This is a genomic window from Candidatus Hydrogenedentota bacterium, from assembly GCA_012730045.1.
Lineage (GTDB): Bacteria > Hydrogenedentota > Hydrogenedentia > Hydrogenedentales > CAITNO01 > JAAYBR01.
In genome coordinates, this window is record JAAYBR010000052.1 from 1 (window position 1) to 19,788 (window position 19,788).

Genomic DNA, 19,788 nt, shown 5'->3' on the forward strand with positions numbered 1-19,788 from the left:
CCCGCAAAGTAGACGCGCCATCTTGGCGCGTTCTTGGGGTTTTCGTTGGCTCAAAGAACGCGCCAAGATGGCGCGTCTACTTTCCGGCCCTCCCGCAGCCCTCACTTCATAGGCAGAATTCCCGCCTCCGGCGGTCTGGGGCTCGCCATGACGCGTTGACGGCGAGGCGGTGTCCCGGAATTGACCCCGGGGGGCGTTTCCCGTATGCTCTTTGCGGCCGGGGCGTGTCCCGGAAAACCCCTTATGGAAAGGCTGAGCAGGCATGGCGGAAGGCATTCGTGTGACGTTGTGGAACGAGGGGCGGCATGAGAAGACCATGCCGCGGGTCGCGGAACTGTATCCCGACGGGATGCACCGGGCGATTGGGCGGTCTCTGGAGGGAAAACCGGGCATCGCCTCGGTGCGCTGCGTGGCGCTGGACGACCCCGGGCAGGGGCTCACGGACGAGATTCTGGCGGACACGGATGTGATGACGTGGTGGGGCCACTGCGCCCATGACGACGTCACGGAGGAGAACGCGGCGAAGGTCCAGCAGCGGGTGCTGGAGGGCATGGGACTCATCGTGCTGCACTCCGGACACCTGTCCAAGCCTTTTGTCCGACTCATGGGCACCGGATGCTGCCTGAAATGGCGGGAGCACGGGGAGCACGGCGAGAAGGAGCGGCTGTGGGTGGTGGACCCCGCGCACCCGATTGTGGAGGGACTGCCGGACCACTTCGAACTGCCGAACACGGAAATGTACGGCGAGCCGTTCGGCATCCCGAAACCGGACGACCTGGTGTTCATCAGCTGGTTCCAGGGCGGCGAGGTCTTTCGCAGCGGATGCTGCTGGCACCGGGAACGCGGCAAGGTCTTCTACTTCCGCCCGGGCCATGAGACCTTCCCGATCTACCACGACGCGCGCGTGCTGCGCGTGATCTACAACGCCGTGCGCTGGGCCGCCCCGGTCCGCATGGAAAGCCCGCCCGTGCAGGGGAACACCGAGCCCCTCGAACCGCTGCCCTGACCCAAGGAGAGCCCGGATGCGTTTCGCGCCCACGGTTCTGATAGGTTTATGCGCTGCCCTCCTTGCCGGGGCGGCGGCGGCCGCGCCGCCCTCCCTGGCGCTGAAGGCGCGGGTCTTCGAGCATGACATGGAGGAGCGGTTCCTGCTGGACGGGCAGGCGCTGTGCAAACTGCGCAACGCGACGCCGGACCGCCCCCACACAGACTACAACATGCCGGACAACGCGTACATGACGGGCATCTACACCGCCACGCTGTCCATGAAACACGCCGTGACGAGGGATCCGGCGGACCGTGAGCGCGCGCTCCGGTCCCTGCGCGCCCTGCATCTGCTCTGCACGGTCGCCGGGAAGCGCGGGGTGCTGGCGCGCGCCGCCTGGCCCAAGGACCGGCCCACCGCCGACGACGGCGTGTGGCGCGACTCCCCGGACGGCGTCCACAAATGGCGCGGCGATGTCAGCACGGACCAGGTGGACGGGGTGATGTTCGGCCTCTACTTCGCCCACGAACTCGTGGCGGGGGACGAGGAGAAGCGGATGATCGCGGACGACGCGTCCGCCCTCCTGGACCTGATCGTGGAGAACAACTTCCGCATCGTGGACGTGGACGGCAAGCCCACGGTCTGGAGCAAGTACCATCCGGACCATGTGCGCAAGCGGGAGAAGATGAACGCCCTGCTGTTTCTTCAGGCCTGCAAGATCACCGCCCATGTCACGGGCGACGCGAAATACGCGGACATTTACCGGAAGTACGCCGTGGACGAGCAGTGCGCCGAGGCGGCAGTCGAGGCGCGCATCTGCGTGAACCCGCTCATGCCCCGGGCTGTCAACCACAGCGACGACGTGCTCCAGTTCCTCGCCTATGCGCCCCTGATGCACCTGGAGACGGACCCCGCCCTGCGCGCCCTCTATGAAAAGAGCCTGCGCCGGAGCTGGGAGGGCAACGGGAGGCACCCCGGCGTCGCCCCGGAGGGCAACCCCTTCTACGCCTTCGTGATGGCAAAGCATCTGGACGAGCGCGGCGGCCTGGAAGCCGGCCTGGACACCCTCCGGCGCTTCCCCTTCCGCATGAAATGGCGGCCCGACACCATCGAAACCTACCGGACGCTGTTCGGGTTTGACCCGGACCCAGGCCCCCTGAGCCCCGAACCGGAAGAAGGAAAGCCCGTGCCGGTGGACCGCCGGGGCACCACCTGGTCGGCCTGGGTGCAGGACCCCTATTTCGGGTCGGACTGGGACGCCCCGGACGCGGTGATGGAGTACAACGGGCATGATTATCTGCTGGCCTACTGGACGGGCCGGCACTACGGGTTCCTTTCCGAGGAGCAATGACCGGGGATCCCATGGCGGACAGCATGACCTTCCGCGAGATGAATCTGCGGGTGTTCGAGGGGCGCCCTGTCCCCGGGGTGCTGTTCCAGCCGCGCTTCGAGCCGTGGTTCGAGTACCGCCAGCGGCTGGGCGACCTCCCGGAATCGCTTCAGAAGGGCACGGTCTTCGACGCCTACGACACCCTGGACGTGTCCATGCGCTACATCCATTACGCCACGGGATGCCCGAGTCCTGTGGAGGTGTTTCATGAAACGCCGTTGCGGGTCACGGAGCGGACCGACGGCAACGGCATGCGGGTGACGGTTCACGAGACCCCGTACGGCGATCTGGTCACCCGTTACGGGTTCGCCTCCGACGGCAGTTGCCGGGTCGTGGAGTTCCCGGTGCGCACGGCGGAGGACCTGCGCCGGCTGGAGTGGGTCTTCCGGCACACGCGGTACGTCTACAATCCGGAGGGCTTTGCCCACGGGGCCGCGCGGATGGGGGACCGGGGGGAGCCGCAGTTCTATGTGTGCCGCAGCCCCTACCAGTGCCTGAGCCTGGAGTGGATGGCCTACGACGACTTTGTTACAGCGCTCCTGTTCGAGCCGGAGCAGGTCGGACCGGTGCTGGCCGCGATGGACGCGGCGCATGACCCGCTCTACGAGGGGCTGGCGGCGGACCCCGCCCCGCGCATCGTCAACTTCGGCGAGAACATTGACGGCCGGCTCATGTCCCCGGACCTCTTCGAGCGGCACCACCTGCCGTTCTACGAAAAGCGGGACGCGTGCCTGAAGGCGGCGGGCAAGTTCACCCACGCCCATTTCGACGGAAGCTTCCACTCCCTGCTGCCGTTCTTCCCGCGCCTGCCCTTTGACGGGATCGAGGCGCTGACCCCCGTGCCCCAGGGCGACGCCACGCTGGAGGAGATTCGGGAACACCTGGGCGACAAGGTACTGCTCGATGGCATCCCCGCCGTGTTCTTCCTGCCGGAGTTCCCCCTGGAGCGGCTTCAGGAGTGCGTGGAGCGGCTGGTGGCGTTGTTCGCGCCCCGGCTGGTGCTCGGCATTTCCGACGAGCTGCCCATGGGCGCGGGGCCCGAGGCCGTGGAGCGTCTGCTCTGGGTGAGGGATTATTGCCGGAACTGCGCGCCCCGCCCCGCGCCGGAGTCCGTCTGATGGCAACACCGGAGCAGAAAGAAGACCGTCGCCCGGCAGGGGAGAGGGGGCTGGCCGTTGCATGCTATCTGGGGGGCGCGCCCTTTTTGGCGCGGACCGTCCGTCGCAGGGGCGGCCCCTATCTGCGGACCCATCTGGCCCAGGCGCTGATGCTGGCGGCGGTGCTGGCGGGAATGGTGATTCTGTTTGCGGCGGTGGTCCTGGGGCTTTCCTGGATGATGGCTGCGCGCCCGGACCTGTACAACCGGCACTCCTGGGAGGGGACGACCCTCAGCGTGTTCCGGAAGTTGTTGATTGTCTGGGGGGTGCTGTGGGCCTATGGCGTCCTTTCCGCCCTGCGCGGGGGCGCTTTGCCCATCCCGTGGACCGAGCGCGTTTCCTCCCTGCGCGCCGTGTCCGTGGTCGGGCTTGTGGGCGCGTGGAGCCTGTGGGCGCTGCTTCTCTGCATGGTCGTGTGCGCGGCGGCGGTGGAGATGCTGGCCCCGCGGTCGGTTCAGCGCGCCCCCGCCACCGTGCTGTACGAGAACCTGGAGGGGCGCATTCCCCGCGCCCTGGTGGCGCCGGGGTACCTGCCCACACTGGCTGCGGCGCGCCTGAAATGGGGGCCGGGCGGGGTGGCCTTCCAGCCGCTCACGCTGGACTCCCTGAAACAGGGCGCGGCGGAAAGTGAGTTCCTGTTTGTCGGTTCCCACGGCACCGAGGACGGGCTTCTCCTGTCCACCGGCCCCGTGACCCCGGAGGCGTTGCGCGACACGGACCGCTCAGGCCGCCTGCGCTTCGTCTATCTCGCCGGCTGCGACAGCGCGGCGCTGCGTGACGGGTGGGAAAAGGCGCTGGCCCCAGCGAGAGTGGTCACCCAAGACCACCTCGCCTCGACGCTCCAGCATGTCTGGTGGCTGTGGCGGGAAGGCCCAAGAGTGATCCGCGACCTTCAGTTTACGGAAGCCAAGGGGAAGGGGTAGGGCACCGGTGTCCCGAGAACCGCTGTGGTCCACACCCCCTGGGACCGCCAGGCTCCAGCCTGGCTCTTTTGGAGGCGTGGTCGGTCGTCTTCTCACGCAACATTCTCCCCCTGCACGGGGAGCACCCCTGTTTCCGGCCAAAAAAGAAAACGGCCAGGCTGGAGCCTGGCGATCCCAGGGGGCGGCAAGCGCGCCCTCTCTCCGCGAAGACACGCCTTGACGGCCTGCCGGGGCTCTGGTAGACTGACGGCGAGACGGGAAAGTTGAATCTGTTTCCGGAATGTCTCATTGGAGGTGGGGAGTGCGGCGGTGTGGAAGGAAAAATCCAGGGTTACGGGCGACTGGGTAGGCTGCAGCCTTCCCGCCCCTGTTTTCGCCTTTGCATCTTTACGCCGGGGAAACTTCATCGCTTCCCGCCCGTTTCCGGGCTAATGATTTCAATGAAGGGAAACGTTCCGGGGCTGTGTGTGGTTCAACGGCTCCAAGGGGGCAGGCAGCCACCCATCCAGGGCGCAACCATGGGAAAGGAGGCCGGAAACCCTGGCGGGGAGTCTTACGCATTTCGGAGTTCAACAAAATTGTCCGGCAGGAACAACCCATGAGAGGTGTAAGTCATGAAAAAATGTGGCGCAGAGTTTTTCGGGACCTTCTGGCTGGTACTGGGTGGGTGCGGAAGCGCCGTGCTGGCCGCGGCGTTTCCCGATGTCGGAATCGGTCTGCTCGGAGTGTCGCTGGCGTTCGGGCTGACCGTGGTGACGATGGCTTATGCCATCGGGCATATTTCCGGTTGCCATCTCAATCCCGCAGTCTCGGTGGGATTGTGGGCGGGTGGCCGTTTTCAGGCGAAGGAACTCGCCCCGTATGTCGTCGCCCAGGTGCTTGGCGGGATAGCCGCCGGCGGCGTTCTCTATCTTATTGCCAGCGGGAAGGCGGGGTTTGACGTCTCTGCGGGCTTCGCCTCCAACGGCTACGGGGAGCACTCTCCCGGGGGATACTCCCTGACCGCCGCACTGGTGTGTGAAGTGGTGATGACCATGATGTTCCTGCTCATCATCCTCGGGGCGACAGACCGTAAGGCCCCTCAGGGTTTCGCCCCGCTGGCTATAGGCCTGGGCCTGACCCTCATTCACCTGATCAGCATCCCGGTTACCAACACCTCTGTGAACCCGGCGCGCAGCACCGCCGTCGCCGTGTACACCGGTGGGTGGGCAGTGTCCCAGTTGTGGCTTTTCTGGGTGGCCCCGATTGCCGGCGCGCTGCTCGGCGCGGCGGTATACCGTGTGATTGGCTCCTCGGAGGAGTGACTGCTCCGGGCCGTGCGTGGCGTCAGGCCGACGGTCCCGCCCTTTCCCGGCGGGTGGAAAGACGGGGGCGTGTCTATCCTCGGCTGCCGGGGCTCTGGTAGAGTGACGGCGGAAAGCCGGGGCCTGCTCTCGGATGTTGTCTTCTTTGTGTTCTTGGTGTCTTGGTGGTGAGTCTTTCCGGAGTCTCCACCACGAATCCACAAAGAACGCGACGAAGAACGGCCGCGTGGCTATCCTTGGCTGGTCGGGAAAGGGTAGGGCACCGGCGGTTGGGCGCCGTGGGTGTACACGGCCATGAGCTTGACCACCATTTCGGGGGTCAGGGTGTAGGCGCCGCCGAGGCCGCGCGCGGCGGCGATGGACAGGGCGGTGTGCTCGACTTTCTCCATCTTGAAGTAGGCGTCGAACACCGTCTTTCCCACGGTGACCGCGCCGTGGCGGTCCAGCAGGAGGGCGTCATAGGCTCCGACCCACGGGCGCACGACGTCCGCGCCCTCGCGGGATCCCGGGGTGGCGTAGCCGGCGGTCGGGATGGCGCACAGGGTCATGATGACCTCGGGGACCACCGGCAGGGTCATGTCCACCCCGGCCAGCGTGAGGGCGGTGGCGTAGGGCGGGTGGGCGTGGACGACCGCCCCGATGTCCGGACGCTCCTCGTAGCAGGCAAGGTGCGTGAAGAATTCCGAGGTGACGCGGCCCTCCCCGGAGACCTTCTCGCCCCGGCCGTTCGCAACGACGAGGATGTCGGGGGTCATGAACCCCTTCGACACGCCGCTCGGGGTGCAGAGATACCGGTCCTCCCCGAGGCGGATGCTGATGTTGCCGTCTGTGGCGGCGACGAGATTTTTCTCGTAGAGACGGCGGCCCGCCTCGCAGACGGCCTCGCGGGCCTCGCGTTCATTCATGGGGCGCCTCTTCCTGCGGGGTGTCCTGGGGTGTCTGTTCGGCGCGCAGATCCCGCCCCGCGGCCAGATACCAGACGGTGAAGCACATGAGGAAGGACAGGCCGAAATGCAGGCCCACGGCCTTCCCATGCGCCAGGGAGGGGCCCTGCGTTGCCAGGGCCGCCCAGGACCGCCACGCGCGGACCTGAATCGTCTGCTGGCTGAGGATGTTTCCCTCCTGATCCTTCATGACCGCCGTCTGTGTGAGCAGGGGGATCCAGCAGGTGACCAGGAGAACGACGGCGAGGTTCACCCAGAACCGCCACTGGAGCGTGCGGCGGAGGCGCGAGGGGCCGCGCGGGGCGGCGTCTGGCGTCGTTTCGGACATGCGGGGACCGCTCCTCAGGCCGGGGTGCACCAGTGCCGGTAGCGGGCGTCGCGGCCCTGGACGATGGCGAAATAGGCCTCCTGCAGCCGCCGCGTGACGGGGCCGGGCTCGCCGGACCCCACGATGCGGCGGTCCACCGACCGCACCGGGGCCACCTGCGCGCCCGTGCCGCAGAAGAACAGCTCGTCGCAGACGTACAGTTCCGTGCGGGCGATGTCGCGCTCGACCACGGGGATGCCCATGTCGCGCGCCATCTCCATCACCGTGTTCCGCGTGATGCCGACCAGGATGTCGCAGTTCGGCGGCGTGGTGATGAGCGTCCCGTTCAGCACCATGAACATGTTCATGGCGCTGCCCTCGGCCACCGTGCCGTTTTCGCGCAGGAAGATGGCCTCGTGGAACCCGGCCTGCTTGGCCTCCGTGGACGCCAGCGAGGAGTTGATGTAGCTGCCCGTGGACTTCACGCGGCTGGGGATGGCGTTGTCGGACAGCCGCCGCCACGAGGAGACGGCGACGTCGAGGCCCGCCTGGGTGTCGCAGTAGTCGCCCAGCTTGATGACATAGCAGCAGAAGCGGCTCTCGACCCCGCGGACCGTCGGCCCGAGGGAATGCTCGCTCTTGTAGACCAGCGGGCGGATGTACAGGTCCTCCTTCAACCCGCTCCGGCGGACCAGTTCGCAGCAGATCTCCGCGATGTCCTCGGCGGTTTCCGGGACCTCCATGCACAACACGCGGCAGTTGCGGACCATCCGGTCCACATGCTCCGCCAGGCGGAAGATCAGAACCCGGTCCTCCTCCTTGTTGTAGTAACCGCGGATGCCCTCGAACAGGCCCGTTCCGTAGTTGAACGCGTGGGTCATGATGCTGATTTTCGCCTGTTCCACGGGCACATAGGCCCCCTCGAAGTAGGCGACGGGCGCGGGGTACATCTTGGCCATGGCAACGTCTCCAATAGGTACAGCACCACCGGAAACCGGTGGGTTTTCCTGCGGACCGAAGCCGCGCGGCGTCCCCGCCGCAGGCGCTGGCGGTCGCACCGCAGGGGGCGGTGTTGAATGCCGGTCCGCAGGGAAAGTATCCTCCTTTTCAGGGGCAAATTCAACCTGCGGCGGAATCGCCGGACAAGGCGGCGCATGGACCGGGAGCCGGAACAGACTGAACGACTGGCAAAGGCGATGGCCGCGCGGGGACTGTGCTCGCGGCGCGAGGCCGACGGCTACATCGCCAACGGCTGGGTCTATGTGGACGGCGCGCGCGCGGAGGTGCCCTACCTGCGCGTCGGGCCGCAACAGGTGATCACGCTGGACCCGGCCGCCTCCGGGGCGCAGACCGGCAAGGTGACCGTCCTGCTGAACAAGCCCGTCGGCTATGTGTCCGGCCAGCCGGAAAAGGGCCACCGTCCGGCGGTGGAGCTGGTCACGCCGGAGAACCGATTTCCCGGGGACACCGCCCCCGCGCGTTTTGAGTGGGCGCATCTCAAGGGGCTGGCCCCGGCCGGCCGGCTCGACATTGACTCCCACGGCCTGCTGGTGCTCACGCAGGACGGCCGGGTCGCGCGGCGGCTGGTCGGCGGCACGGGGGAGGTGGACAAGGAGTATCTGGTCCGCGTGGAAGGGGAAATCACGGAGACGAAACTGGGCCTGCTGCGTTTCGGACTGGAACTGGACGGACGGCAGTTGCGGCCGGCGGAGGTCGAACGGCAACACCCCGGCCTGCTCCATTTTGTCCTGCGCGAGGGGCGCAAGCGCCAGATCCGGCGGATGTGCGCCGCCGTCGGGCTGACGGTGACCGGCCTCAAGCGGGTGCGCATAGGCGGGGTGCGCCTGGGGAATCTTCCGGAGGGGCAGTGGCGGTACCTTGCCCCTGACGAGGTCTTCTAGTCCCGCGCGTTGGGCGGCACAATGCGTGTTATTACGGGATTTCCACTTTTCGCTTGCAAAACGCCCCGACTTGTGCTAGCGTGGACGCATAAGGACGCGCCGGGCGTGAAGACACGGACGATGGGAGTTCGGGCACCCGGCAGGCAGGTACGGAAATCATTTTGGAGGGTTTCGCAATGGGTATTCTTTCACGAAGACGCGGTTTCACTTTGATCGAGCTGCTGGTGGTGATCGCCATCATCGGCATTCTGGCGGCCATCCTGCTGCCCGCACTGGCGCGCGCCCGCGAGGCGGCGCGGCGGGCAAGCTGCCAGAACAACCTCAAGCAGTTCGGCCTCGTGCTGAAGATGTATGCCAACGAGGCGAAGGGCGCGTTTCCCCCCGTGCAGCACCAGACCTATTGCAGCGGGGGCGGCTGCATGGGGCTTCTCCTGACCCCTTTGTGCTCGGCGCTCTATCCCGAATACATGACCGACCCGAAACTCTATGTGTGCCCCTCGTCGGCGACGCACAAAATCGAGGACATGTATTACGACGGGGAAGTGGGCGGGGAGAGCGTCTTGACCTTCAGGGGAACGGACGGGGACACCACCTACAATGACTGGTGGAAAGCCACGTTTTCCTACCTGTACTTTGGTTTCGTGTACGACAAGTGCGACGACATCCCCCAGAACACCGAGGACGCCAACGCCTCCGGCATTATCGGCGTGTTGCAGGCCATCAACCCCGACATCGAGGTTCCGGCGAACCCCATGGTTCCGAAGCAGTTTGTCTACCACTGGCTGAGAATTCTGTCCACGCCGGGGTTTAACTTCGGGAAGATGCCCCGCAACCAGCGCGGGCCGGTGCCTGCGTTCGACAACGACACGGAGAACGTGGTGCAGACGTCCACGGGCGAGCCCCTGGGCAACGGAACCGGCACCACGATCTACCGGCTCCGCGAGGGCATTGAGCGCTTCATGATCACGGACATCAACAACCCCGGCGGGGCCACCATGGCGCAGAGCACCATCTGGGTGCTGGGCGACCTGATCTCCACCAATGCCGAGAACTTCAACCATGTGCCCGGGGGCAGCAACGTCCTGTACATGGACGGCCACTGCGAGTTCCTGCGGTACCCGAGCGTCAAGGCCCCGGTCACCAAGAGCTTCGCCCTGACGGCCTCCGGCCTCTCCTGAGACCGGACAAAACGCGGGCGCGCTCCTTTGGGGCGCGCCCGTTTCTTTTCGAGCGCCTTGGGATTGAGAAGAGGCTCTTTCAAGGGGGTGCCGGTGCGGAGGCTGAGGTGGCACGGGCTTCCAGCCCGTGTTTCTTGGGCTGTATTCATGACCCGGAACACGGGCTGGAAGCCCGTGCCACCTCGGTGCGCGTTCCCGGCATCTCTCTTCAGGTGCCGTCGCTCACCCTTGAGACACTCTGACCGCAGCGTCGGCGGCTCACTTCGCCTCGGCGTAGGTATCCTTCAGGACGTGGTCGAAGTAGAGGTTGTTCTTCGGGCCGAACCAGCCGACCATCCAGCGGCTGTTGCGCTCGCCGTAGACGTTCTCCTCGGGGGCCCACTCCCAGCGCTCGCTGGTGATGTGGCCGTCGCACCAGACGACGTTGATCCGCCCGTAGTGGCGGAAGTGCATGGTGGGGGACATGTAGCCCGCGTCGGGGTCGCCGCGCGGGTTTTCGGGGGAAACCGCCAGCGGCGGCTCCAGAAATCCGTACTCCACAATCCGCCCGTTGAGCGGGATGCCGGCGTCGGCGAACATCACCGTCTGCGCCGGGTTTTTGATGTCCCCGTCCCGCATGCCCAGGCGGCACGCCGCCACGGGGTCGTCGTCCATGCTCAGGCGGGACCCGACATAGGCCATGTTGTACCCGTAGCCGCCCGTGCCGCCCTCGAAGGCGTCCGCGCTGTCGCCGAACTTGGTGAACTCGAAGAACTCGGGGCACTCCTTCACACGGCCGTCGGGCAGGTACTCGAAGAGCGGCCCCTGCTTGAAGTCAAAGGCGGTCTCGGGGTTGGGGGTCTCGCGTTTTCCGTGCCAGCGCAGGCGGCCGCCGAAGTGGTCGGGGTCGCCCCCGGGCAGCAGGAAGTCGTACATGTCCGCCGCGGCGGGCACATAGTGCCCCTTGTGCTCCGAGGCGTACATGGTGTTTGCCAGGTAGAGCTGGCGCAGGTTGTTCACGCACTGCACCGACCGCCCCTGCGCGCGGGCGCGGGACAGCGCGGGCAGCAGGATGGCCGCCAGCACGCTGATGATGGCGATGACCACCAGCAGTTCGATGAGCGTGAACCCCGCGCGCGCGCGGCGCGTACGCCGGCCCCCAAGCCGGCAAAGCCCCGCCGCCGCAAGCGCCACCGCCGCGGCCAGTGCGCCGGGGGCGGGCATCTGGACGACCTCCAGCGAGAGGAGCACCTCCGCCAGCAGCTCCGTCTCGTCGGGGTCCGCGTACACGGCCACGCGCAGGGGCGCCGGGTCGCCCGACTTGTCGGAAAACGCCCGGACGGAGAAGAAGACACGCCCCCCCGCCACCGCCGCCTGATGTCCGTACTCTGCGGGCGATGCGTCCGGCGGGAAGGAAACCACGCCGCCGTCGGCCCGCAACGTCACGGTCCGCCCGCTTTCCAGGGGGTTCCCAAAGGCGTCCTGGATCTCCTCCGTGCCGAAGTCCACCGGGCCGGGTGCCGTGGGCCGCGCGGTGAGGGTGTGCAGGGTCACGGGGCCGGCGGCCGGTCCCGCGCCGATCTCCAACGTCATCCCGCCGCGCACGAGACCGTCCAGCGACACGGCGGCCACCCGCGCAGCCCCGGCGACGGGCCCGCAGGACAACGAAAAGGCCAGGGACCCGGCGGAAGCGCCCACCTGCACACCGGGGGTGCCCGCGTCGGCGTCCGGAGACGTCACGGTCCCCAGGGTGGTTGAGACGGTGAACAGCGTGCCGTCGGGGGCGGGCTGGAGGTCGGGCATGAGCACCGGGCCGCCCTGCACAACGACGGCGGAGCCCGGGTTGCCCGCTGTGCCGCGCGCGGGCGTGGCCGCAAGCGGCACCGGGGGCGCGCCGGAATCCATGTCGCCAGCCCCGGGGACGGATGCCAGCAGGAAAAAGCCCGGCCTCGCGCAGCGGAACGTGAGCCGGTTGTCAGCCGTCTCGCGGGCGGTAACGGTGATCCCGTCGGCGCTGTACCCGCCGTCCTGACGGAAGGGCTGGAGAAGCGCCTCGTCGAGGCCCACGATTTCCGCCGAAGTGTAGGACACCGTGAACTCCGCCTCCGCCGTCTGCGCCGCCACGAAGTCGGGAATGGAGCTGTCAAACCGCCGCACCGCGCCGCTCTTGACCAGGCCGCCGGCGGGGGCCGCGGGATCGGGGTCCGCGACGGACACGATGTCCACGGTGCAGTTGCGTTCGCGGGAGCCGGTCCGCGCGCCGAAGGAATACAGGGCCAGGCGGTTGCCGTCGGCGTCCTCCGCCGCGCCGAGCAGGGTTCCGGCGGGGCTGCCGCCGTCCTCCGGGGGAATCTCCAGCGCGAGCACCGTGCTCTCTGGGCGGCCGGGGTCCGTCCCCGCCACCCGCGTCTCATACTCGTCCAGAATGCCGTCGCCGTCCGTGTCCACGTCCGGGGCCACATCGGCCGCGGCGTCTATCTCGGGCGTGATGCGGCCCAGCGTGCCGTCCGTCGCGCTGAGGAAGGCGGAAACGCGCAGGAAATGGAACCGGTCCACGCCCGCGGGGTTTCCGGCCCCGTCCGAGGGCACGGCCCAGGCGATGTCAAAGGCGTCGCCGCCGCCGCTGCGCGGGCTCAGACCGGCCGCATGCGGGTCGTCCGGGCGCACATGGTTGTCGAGATGTTTCGCCTGGGTGGGGGAGAGGTCGGCGTAGCCCCAGTCCCGTTCCGTGCCGTCGGTGTTCGGGTTGAGCACATTCCCCGCGAGGGCGGGGGAGGGGTTGGGGATACCCCCGGGCAGGACGGACGCCCCGTACCCCCGGGAACCGGGAAGGACATACCACGGGTCGTCCGGGAGGCCGTTTCCGTTCACGTCCTCGCTGATCTCCACGAGGCCCGGCTCCGCCCAGCGGCGCAGGGGATTGCCGCCGACCCAGGCGCTGTTGCCGTAGACGATGAAATCCATGCCGAAGGGGTTCAGGGGATCGTCGGTGACGGGGGTGCTGAACTTTAGCAGCAGGTAACTGCCCGGTGAGGCGCCGGGAACGCCGACGGAATGGAGGCTGCTGTTGTTGGGTGCCAGGGTGCCGCCCCCCACGGGCTCGCCGAGGGTTTTCTCCGGCGTGTCAAACCCCGTGTTGGGCTGGATCGCGTTGTAAGACACCACGGCGTCCGCCCAGGGGTCTTCGGCGGCCGCAAGTGCCGGAACGGACAGCGCGGCCAGGAGAAGGCGGATCGCCGCGCGTCCGCGATGTTGGTGCCTTTGGAACACCCGACAGATCATCGTCTTTCCCTCGAAAGCGCAGACCGGCGGGTCACGGGGACACGCCGCCGCCGTCTGTCGGCAGGTCTTCGGGCTTGCAGGCGCGGCCGGTGTGGCCTCCTACTTGGCGCCGCTTCCCAGTCCCCATACGGCGGGGGCCAGTGCTTTCTCACGCGCCGTTCGTTCCTGTTTACCGCTGCGGGGCAGCCCCGGAATCGCACCGGGTTCCCTCTTCGCGTCCGCGGGCAAATGCCCGCGCACGAACCGACGGGACTATCCTAGCAGAAGCCGCCGGGGTTGTCAAAACCCCTGGTGGAGGGGGCGTGTCCGCAGAGGGCGCGGATGCGCGCAGATTGGGGAGTGCCCCGCGTTGTTGGAAATAGGGCTGCATCCCGAATCGCCGGATAAGGAATGGCCGTTGATTCATCTGAGAGAAAACGGGTCTTGCAAATACATGCGGGATGGATCCGGGGTGGCGAACACACCCGTTCACCTGCGGAATGCGGAAGAATTGGGGCGTTCTGCCACGAGTTTGCTTCACTTCGTTCGCAATGACGCGGAAAAGCACGTCATTGCGAACGAAGTGAAGCAAACTCGTGCCCGCCACGGCTCCGGCCCGCGCCCGTCTTATCCGGCGACCAGGCTGCATGCACCCGGCGATAGGGCTGGGACGGATTGTGATAGACTTTTGGTGTGGGAAGAGTCCGGACAAAACGCAATGTGCGATGTGGTTGACATTGTTGCCTTCACCATGGAGACCGTGCAGCTCGCGCGGGACAGGGTGGCATCATCCTGGATCAGGTGGGTGGTCTACGCGGGGGTTGCGGCGGTGGTCGTCTTGGCCGCCGCGGAACTCTGGGGATGGCTTTAGCCGGTTGTCAATCCGCGGCGGGAGGGAATCAGAATGAGACAGCGGAATAACGGACGGGCGGTATGGTGTGTGGGGGCTGTTGTTGTCCTCCTGGCGACGGTGGCCGCAGGCGAGGCCGCCACCGGAGGCTGGAAGGCGAAGCTGCTCAAGGTGACGGACAAATACTATTTTGGCGAAAAGCCGAAAGCGCCGGCGGGGCCGAAGCTGCCCTGCCACGATTCTCCTCCCAAGCCCCAATTGGAAGACGTGGTGGATATGGAGGACTGGATTACCTTCTTGTCGAGAACCCAGCCCTTTCCCGACGAGGAGCTCACCTACGACTCGCTGGCGGCCCGCATTCTCCCCGAGTACGGAAGTCTTACCGCATTCCTGGCGTCGCTTATGGTCGAAGTGGAAAACGAGGGCACTTCCAAGCAGCTAAGCACGCGCGCGCATGCGCTGATCACCTTGTATGAGAAGCTTCCAGACGCCCCGGAGCACAAGGAGGATGACGCCATCCTTCTCGTGACGCTGTTCAGAATCTATGACCGGCGTGTGCGGATGGATTCGTCATTTCTTGCCGTTGGCTTCTATAACTTCTACAACCGGATTTACGCGGCCATGGAGACAAAGCGCTTTCCCGCGGGCATGAGCGAGGAAGACTTGCGCGTGATCAAGGCAGCCTTGGAGGGGATTGACGAGCGGGCTTATTGGCGTCAAATCGTGGATTTTCGCGCGGAGGAGTATGAACGCTCCATGGACCTCGCGAAACAGGGGCGCTACGAGGAGATCCCCGTGGACTTCCGTTCCCCGCAACCGAGGTCGTGGTACGCTGCACCTGTCCGCTTCTACGAGGGCTGGCGGACGGTCCGGATATTCAACCAAATGAAAGATGCTTACGGGAACAGCTACGCGGACTTCGTGGAAAGGAAAGGTTTTCCACACTGGGAAGATACAAAGCGATGGCTTCCTGCAACCGTGTTGTCATGTTTCCTGCTGTACCGTGACCTCCTGGCGCGGTCTGAGTCTCTGAATAATGTGCTTCTTGCAGCAATGGACGCCGAACTGGCACTGCGTGCGGGAAAGTCCGTCGAGGAGGCCACCGCACTCGTTGCCGTCTACCAAGATGGCGGCCTTGGAGACCCTGTGCGGCTAAAACAGGACGGGGATAAGAACGTCATCATGTGGCGGTTCACGGACGGATATGGCCGCTACCACGACACAGAAACGTATTCATGGCCTGCGCGGTGAGGTGGTGAGGCCTTTGTCCGATTGAACGCTTCTGCCAGGAAAATGGATACTCGAAAACCGTTTTCCGTCAGGCGGTTCGGCGGAGACTCAAGGTGCCCAGGAGCGCCGCGCTCAGCAGGGTGATGAGCCAGGAACCCAGGCGGTCGGTCCAGGGGAGGGCTTTGGCGTCGCCGTTGCACCCCTGGCAGCCCTGGCACCCGCCGGGCGGCGGGTCGGTGCCGTCCCCTTCGCCCTCGCCTTCCGGGCTTCCGGCGCCGCCGCTGATGACGCGCAGGCGCAGCGCGCCCCCCTCAAATTCAACGCCCCCCTCAAACCCGTCGGGGGCGTTGATGAAGGTGACGCTTGTGAAGGTTCTTGAAACGGCCCCCTGGAACGCAACAAGGTCCAGCAACTGGCCGTCCTCAAGGGGAATTCCGGGGGGCAGTGTGATCACCAGCGCGCCCAGCAACGAGGCGTCGCCGGTCACCAGCAGGGCCGTGCCCGCCCCGGCTTCGACCTCCAGGACGCCCCCGGCGGCCAGGTTCAAGTTTCCGTTGAGCACGGCCGGGCCGGCTTTCTGATTCGCCGCAGCGGGAGCGGGTTGGGCGTCTTTCACGAAGGGGCGCTCGATGGACAGGCTGTTCTCCACGCGAAGACGGCCGGTGACCACCACGGAGCCCGAGGTGACCGCGGCGCCGCCGCCGGCGATTAAGAGCCCCTTCGGCCCGATGATGAGAGCCGTGGCCGCGCCCATTGCAGCGCCGTCGGCCACGCGCACCAGGCCCGGCCCGGCACCCGCGCCGAGGGCAAGGCTGCCGAGACATTCGACCGCGGCGCCGGTGTCCACGTTGAGGGTGCCGCCCGCGGCGGCGTTGTCGCCGCCGATGATTGCCTCATCGCAGGCAAGCCGGGTGGTGGCGTCGAACAGCTCTACGAGGCCGTTGGCCTCGCGGCCCACCTGAAGGAAGCCGGGGGAGGAGATCGAGGGGGGCGGTGAGCCGTCCCCGGCGTCGGTGTCTTTCACGTTAAGGAGCAGCGAGCCGCCTTCGAACAGCCGCAGAACGCCGAAGGCGCCGGGTTCCGCGCCGAGGACGCACGCCCCCGCAAAGACGCCCGCCCCGCGCGCCACAAAATCCCCGGTGCCCTGCTGGCCGACGATCAGGTCGCTCTCGACGGAGGTGGAGTTCAGCGCCCCTTCAGCGGAGTAGGTGCCCGAGCCGGAGGCCCCGCCCCCGAGAAGGAGAGCGCCGTAGGTGTGGTCAGACACGCCGCGGGTGTTGAAGCGCCCCGAGCCCCGCTGGCCCACCAGCAGGAACTGCTTCGCCCTCACGGTGGAGGACTTCCCGTTGCCCGGGGAAAGGTCCGCATCCCCAACGGCGGTTGCCAGGCCAAAGGAGTCCTGCAATGCCCCCAGCACGGCGAACTCTGCGGTCACCCGGCTGTTTCCCAGCATTTCGAGCTGGCCGTCGGCCTTGTTCCCAACGATCAGGGTGAACCCCACCTCCAGCTCGGCGTCTTCCTCGGCGACAAGTCCGGCCAGGGAAAGCGTGGACACAGCGTTTTCATCGGAACTGTCCACGGCCAGGTCTTCGCTGGTGAACCGCCCCCCGCTGGAAATGTTCAGTGCGCCCACGCCTTCCCCCCCGACGTCGGTCCCCTCGGTCACGGTCATGGCGGCGCCGGAGAGGATGTTTAGAGTCCCCAAGCCTCCGGCCAGCTTTCCAAGAGACACGGAGCCCGCGCTCGCAACCACACCGGCGTCCAGTGTGGCGGTGGCCTCACCGGCCCCGCCTATGATGAACTCTTCGGCGACGGTGAGGGCCACAGCAGGCGGCGACGCGGCGCCCGCCTCGCCAAGCACCATGCCCGACTCCGAGCCGTCGAACACCGCCATGGAGAAATCTCCGAGCACATCGAGCGTCGCCGGTCCCTCGGCCAGCAGCAGAGAGTTTCCCGAGCCGCCCAGGGTCGCGTTGCCCACGACCGACAGGGTGGCCTCCGCCCCGCCGCCGGCGAGCGCGATGGCGCCGCTTTCTCCGCCTTCCCGGCCGGTTTCGAGCGCCGTGGTCACGGTCATGGACGCGCCGGGCCGGAGGTTCAGGCTGGCGTCCGATCCGCTGATGAGAGCGCTGTCGGCCTCCACCGACCCGCTGTCCACGGTGAGGGACGCCGCACCGGACACCGCCACGGCGTTTCCGTCCTCCCCGCGCAGGGCGAGGCTCCCCCCCCTGAGAACAGGACCGCCCTGCAGGACGCTGAGGCTGTCCGCGGCGGCGGCCGCATAGGTGATCTCAAACGTGCCGGGGAGGTTCAGCAGGGCATCGTCGCAGCCGTCTCCCGTGTCCCGGGGCGCAGTGGCCGGGCTCCAGTTGTCGTCATCGGAAAACGCGCCGGACACGGGCGCCGCCCACTCGCGCACGCAGCCGGATTCGCCGGTGATGCCCAGGGTCCATGTGGAGGTGTGCGACACCTCTGTCGGGGCGCCGCCGCTGGCGGAAAACGAAACGCCCACCTCAATGGCATACCCGCCGGGCTCAAGAAGGAGCGTGAGCGGGGGAATCGCAGACGGGCAGGCGGCGCCCCCCTCATTGCCGACTTCGTCAACACACAGCAGCGACGCCTCCCGGAAGAGCTCGCCGTCCCTCAGAACCCGGAAGGAGACATCTGTCGCGCCAAATCCTTGCGGTCCGCCGCGCGTGATGGACAAGGCGGCGTCCGCCTCAAACGACAGTGTTTCCGATTGTCCCGCCACTTCCACGTTGAGGAGGAGAAGTGCCTGCGCTTCGGCGCGGGCTATGCCCGAAGGACTCTCCACGGGGGCCTGCGAGGCGCCGGCGCTGCCGGAAAAGGAGCCGGAAACCACCACCCCGCCGGAAGTCTGGGCAAAGGTGATCCCCGCATTGAGCCCCGCGTCGGCGGCGTTTGTGGCGAGTTGTCCGCCCGCAATAGGCACATCGCCGGAGGCCGCCGCCGTTGGGGCGGCATTGAACTCGCCTACGGCGGTCTCGTCGAACACCGTGTCCGTGTCGGTGTTCAGCTCCGACACGTCTGTGGCGCTGGCGCGCGCCTCCGCAACCCTCACCATCGAGGAGATCACCACCCCAGCCGGGGCCGGTGGCAAGAGGAAGAGCACGATTGACAGTGCACCCAGGAAAGGCGCGGAAAACGGTTTCATAATCGGCCCTGTCGGTCAAAGCGTTTCCCGCAGGAACGGAAAACGTCACCCTTTCCCGGCCCGCCTGCAAGCTCCTACGCCGGGGCTGTCTTTCTGGACGGGCCTTTAGCACTATTGGCAACATTTCCCAATAAGAGGGCATTTCCGGTGCAAGGGGAGAAGACCGGGACAGGGGGACACAGAACCGCTCCGGTCAGCCCTTGAGTTCCCGGATGCGGAGGTTGCGCCAGCGGACGCTCATGGGCGTGGTCTTTTTTCCCACGCCGTGGACCTGGAGGCCGATGAAGCCGGACGGGGTCATGCCGTCCTCGAGGTCCGCGCGGAGTTCGCCGTTCAGGTAGGTGCGGATGCGGGTTCCCTTCGCCTCGATGCGGATATGGTTCCATTCGCCGTTCTTCCAGAGGCGTTTCCCCGCGTCGCTGAACGCGGCACCCGCCTGCTTGTCCTCCTTGGTCGGCTGGAGCCAGCCGCGCCGCCCCTCGTCGTAGATGCCGCAGAACCAGTCGCGGTCCTGCCCCTCGTCCTCCAGTTCGCACTGGTACCCGTGCACCCGGCCGTCCTTGTAGTCCGGCAGGCTCTGGCTGCGCACCTGAACCCCGGAGTTTAGGGACGGATGACCGAAGAACTCAACCTCCAGCTCGAAGTTGCCGAAATCGCGCTCCGTGCAAAGGAAGCTGTTGTCCGTGTTGGGGACCGAGGTTCCCACGATCTCCCCGTTCTCCACCTTGAAGAGGGCCTTGCCGCCCTTCTGCGTCCAGCCGGAGATGTCTTTGCCGTTAAACAGGCTCACCCAGCCGTCCTCCTCCGCAGGCACGGAGGTCACAGTCAGGGAAAAAACGGCAACGGCGGCAAGAAGAAGAGGGCGGCGCATGGGGGATTCCTTTCGAAGCTTCTGGAGGGATTGTGGCGGCACACGCACCCGCCATGCAACCCGGCGTCTGTTCTGAACGCTGGATAAGACCGGCGGGGGATGGGGCGTTGGCGGGAACGAGATGGCTTCGCTTCGCTCGCCATGACCACGTAAACACACGTCATCGCGAGCCCCGGACCGCCGTGGGCGGGAATTCTGCCTATGAGGTGAGGGCTGCGGGAGGGCCGGAAAAGTAGACGCGCCATCTTGGCGCGTTCTTGGGGTTTTCGTTGGCCCAAAGAACGCGCCAAGATGGCGCGTCTACTTTGCGGGCGTTCTCGCCGACTTACTTCA

15 protein-coding genes and 1 riboswitch are annotated in these 19,788 nt (G+C 66.7%); of the genes, 9 read left to right on the top strand and 6 right to left on the bottom strand.

Translation table 11 applies throughout. The annotated features are described in order from the left end of the window. Window positions 1-262 precede the first annotated feature (262 nt). The 5 genes from GXY15_05320 to aqpZ all read left to right on the top strand — a co-directional run bounded on the left by GXY15_05320 (window position 263) and on the right by aqpZ (window position 5,759). Window positions 263-1,006 carry a trehalose utilization protein ThuA gene (locus GXY15_05320; protein ID NLV40632.1) on the top strand — a complete coding sequence of 248 codons (744 nt, stop codon included), beginning with the start codon at window positions 263-265 and terminating at the stop codon, window positions 1,004-1,006. A 16-nt stretch (window positions 1,007-1,022) separates the two neighbouring features. Next, window positions 1,023-2,336: a hypothetical protein gene (locus tag GXY15_05325; GenBank protein ID NLV40633.1), complete on the top strand. Its 1,314-nt coding sequence runs from the start codon at window positions 1,023-1,025 to the stop codon at window positions 2,334-2,336. Then, window positions 2,333-3,493 carry a hypothetical protein gene (locus GXY15_05330; protein NLV40634.1) on the top strand — a complete coding sequence of 387 codons (1,161 nt, stop codon included), beginning with the start codon at window positions 2,333-2,335 and terminating at the stop codon, window positions 3,491-3,493. The genes GXY15_05325 and GXY15_05330 overlap by 4 nt, the downstream gene beginning before the upstream one ends. Then, on the top strand, window positions 3,493-4,455 hold the full coding sequence (locus GXY15_05335) for a hypothetical protein (GenBank protein NLV40635.1): 963 nt from the start codon (window positions 3,493-3,495) through the stop codon (window positions 4,453-4,455). Before GXY15_05330 ends, GXY15_05335 begins: the two co-directional genes overlap by 1 nt. A 614-nt stretch (window positions 4,456-5,069) precedes the next feature. Continuing rightward, complete coding sequence (gene aqpZ, locus GXY15_05340) at window positions 5,070-5,759, top strand: aquaporin Z (protein ID NLV40636.1); 690 nt, start codon at window positions 5,070-5,072, stop codon at window positions 5,757-5,759. Window positions 5,760-5,989: 230 nt separating this feature from the next. Here aqpZ and GXY15_05345 read toward each other — a convergent pair whose 3' ends face one another. From GXY15_05345 to GXY15_05355, 3 genes are read right to left on the bottom strand one after another with little or no spacing between them, the layout of a single operon-like run. Continuing rightward, on the bottom strand, window positions 5,990-6,664 hold the full coding sequence (locus GXY15_05345; GenBank protein NLV40637.1) for a class II aldolase/adducin family protein: 675 nt from the start codon (window positions 6,662-6,664) through the stop codon (window positions 5,990-5,992). Beyond that, window positions 6,657-7,031, bottom strand: coding sequence for a hypothetical protein (locus tag GXY15_05350; protein NLV40638.1), 375 nt, complete (start codon window positions 7,029-7,031; stop codon window positions 6,657-6,659). Before GXY15_05350 ends, GXY15_05345 begins: the two co-directional genes overlap by 8 nt. Window positions 7,032-7,045: 14 nt before the next feature. Then, on the bottom strand, window positions 7,046-7,969 hold the full coding sequence (locus GXY15_05355; GenBank protein NLV40639.1) for a branched-chain amino acid transaminase: 924 nt from the start codon (window positions 7,967-7,969) through the stop codon (window positions 7,046-7,048). 195 nt (window positions 7,970-8,164) lie between these two features. Here GXY15_05355 and GXY15_05360 point away from each other — a divergent pair, with 195 nt between their 5' ends. Then, window positions 8,165-8,911 carry an rRNA pseudouridine synthase gene (locus tag GXY15_05360; protein NLV40640.1) on the top strand — a complete coding sequence of 249 codons (747 nt, stop codon included), beginning with the start codon at window positions 8,165-8,167 and terminating at the stop codon, window positions 8,909-8,911. Between the two features lie 182 nt (window positions 8,912-9,093). Further along, complete coding sequence (locus GXY15_05365; GenBank protein ID NLV40641.1) at window positions 9,094-10,089, top strand: DUF1559 domain-containing protein; 996 nt, start codon at window positions 9,094-9,096, stop codon at window positions 10,087-10,089. Window positions 10,090-10,347: 258 nt separating this feature from the next. Here the strand turns inward: GXY15_05365 and GXY15_05370 are convergent, their stop codons facing one another. Then, complete coding sequence (locus GXY15_05370; protein ID NLV40642.1) at window positions 10,348-13,350, bottom strand: type II secretion system protein; 3,003 nt, start codon at window positions 13,348-13,350, stop codon at window positions 10,348-10,350. 41 nt (window positions 13,351-13,391) lie between these two features. Beyond that, window positions 13,392-13,613, bottom strand: a riboswitch (cobalamin riboswitch). A 434-nt stretch (window positions 13,614-14,047) separates the two neighbouring features. Here GXY15_05370 and GXY15_05375 point away from each other — a divergent pair. Further along, window positions 14,048-14,200: a hypothetical protein gene (locus GXY15_05375; GenBank protein NLV40643.1), complete on the top strand. Its 153-nt coding sequence runs from the start codon at window positions 14,048-14,050 to the stop codon at window positions 14,198-14,200. Window positions 14,201-14,233: 33 nt separating this feature from the next. Continuing rightward, window positions 14,234-15,430 carry a hypothetical protein gene (locus GXY15_05380; protein NLV40644.1) on the top strand — a complete coding sequence of 399 codons (1,197 nt, stop codon included), beginning with the start codon at window positions 14,234-14,236 and terminating at the stop codon, window positions 15,428-15,430. Between the two features lie 67 nt (window positions 15,431-15,497). On the opposite strand, the gene GXY15_05385 is transcribed toward GXY15_05380, so the two are convergent. After that, window positions 15,498-18,494, bottom strand: coding sequence for a hypothetical protein (locus GXY15_05385; protein ID NLV40645.1), 2,997 nt, complete (start codon window positions 18,492-18,494; stop codon window positions 15,498-15,500). A gap of 283 nt (window positions 18,495-18,777) precedes the next feature. Then, window positions 18,778-19,455 carry a DUF1080 domain-containing protein gene (locus tag GXY15_05390; protein NLV40646.1) on the bottom strand — a complete coding sequence of 226 codons (678 nt, stop codon included), beginning with the start codon at window positions 19,453-19,455 and terminating at the stop codon, window positions 18,778-18,780. Window positions 19,456-19,788 lie beyond the last annotated feature (333 nt).

Excerpts from the sequence above, each read along its gene's own strand:
- GXY15_05320 (NLV40632.1), top strand. The coding sequence starts at position 263 with ATGGCGGAAGGCATTCGTGTGACGTTGTGGAACGAGGGGCGGCATGAG.
- GXY15_05325 (NLV40633.1), top strand. The coding sequence starts at position 1,023 with ATGCGTTTCGCGCCCACGGTTCTGATAGGTTTATGCGCTGCCCTCCTT.
- GXY15_05330 (NLV40634.1), top strand. The coding sequence starts at position 2,333 with ATGACCGGGGATCCCATGGCGGACAGCATGACCTTCCGCGAGATGAAT.
- GXY15_05335 (NLV40635.1), top strand. The coding sequence starts at position 3,493 with ATGGCAACACCGGAGCAGAAAGAAGACCGTCGCCCGGCAGGGGAGAGG.
- aqpZ (NLV40636.1), top strand. The coding sequence starts at position 5,070 with ATGAAAAAATGTGGCGCAGAGTTTTTCGGGACCTTCTGGCTGGTACTG.
- GXY15_05345 (NLV40637.1), bottom strand. The coding sequence starts at position 6,664 with ATGAATGAACGCGAGGCCCGCGAGGCCGTCTGCGAGGCGGGCCGCCGT.
- GXY15_05350 (NLV40638.1), bottom strand. The coding sequence starts at position 7,031 with ATGTCCGAAACGACGCCAGACGCCGCCCCGCGCGGCCCCTCGCGCCTC.
- GXY15_05355 (NLV40639.1), bottom strand. The coding sequence starts at position 7,969 with ATGGCCAAGATGTACCCCGCGCCCGTCGCCTACTTCGAGGGGGCCTAT.
- GXY15_05360 (NLV40640.1), top strand. The coding sequence starts at position 8,165 with ATGGACCGGGAGCCGGAACAGACTGAACGACTGGCAAAGGCGATGGCC.
- GXY15_05370 (NLV40642.1), bottom strand. The coding sequence starts at position 13,350 with ATGATCTGTCGGGTGTTCCAAAGGCACCAACATCGCGGACGCGCGGCG.
- GXY15_05375 (NLV40643.1), top strand. The coding sequence starts at position 14,048 with ATGTGCGATGTGGTTGACATTGTTGCCTTCACCATGGAGACCGTGCAG.
- GXY15_05380 (NLV40644.1), top strand. The coding sequence starts at position 14,234 with ATGAGACAGCGGAATAACGGACGGGCGGTATGGTGTGTGGGGGCTGTT.
- GXY15_05385 (NLV40645.1), bottom strand. The coding sequence starts at position 18,494 with ATGGTGAGGGTTGCGGAGGCGCGCGCCAGCGCCACAGACGTGTCGGAG.
- GXY15_05390 (NLV40646.1), bottom strand. The coding sequence starts at position 19,455 with ATGCGCCGCCCTCTTCTTCTTGCCGCCGTTGCCGTTTTTTCCCTGACT.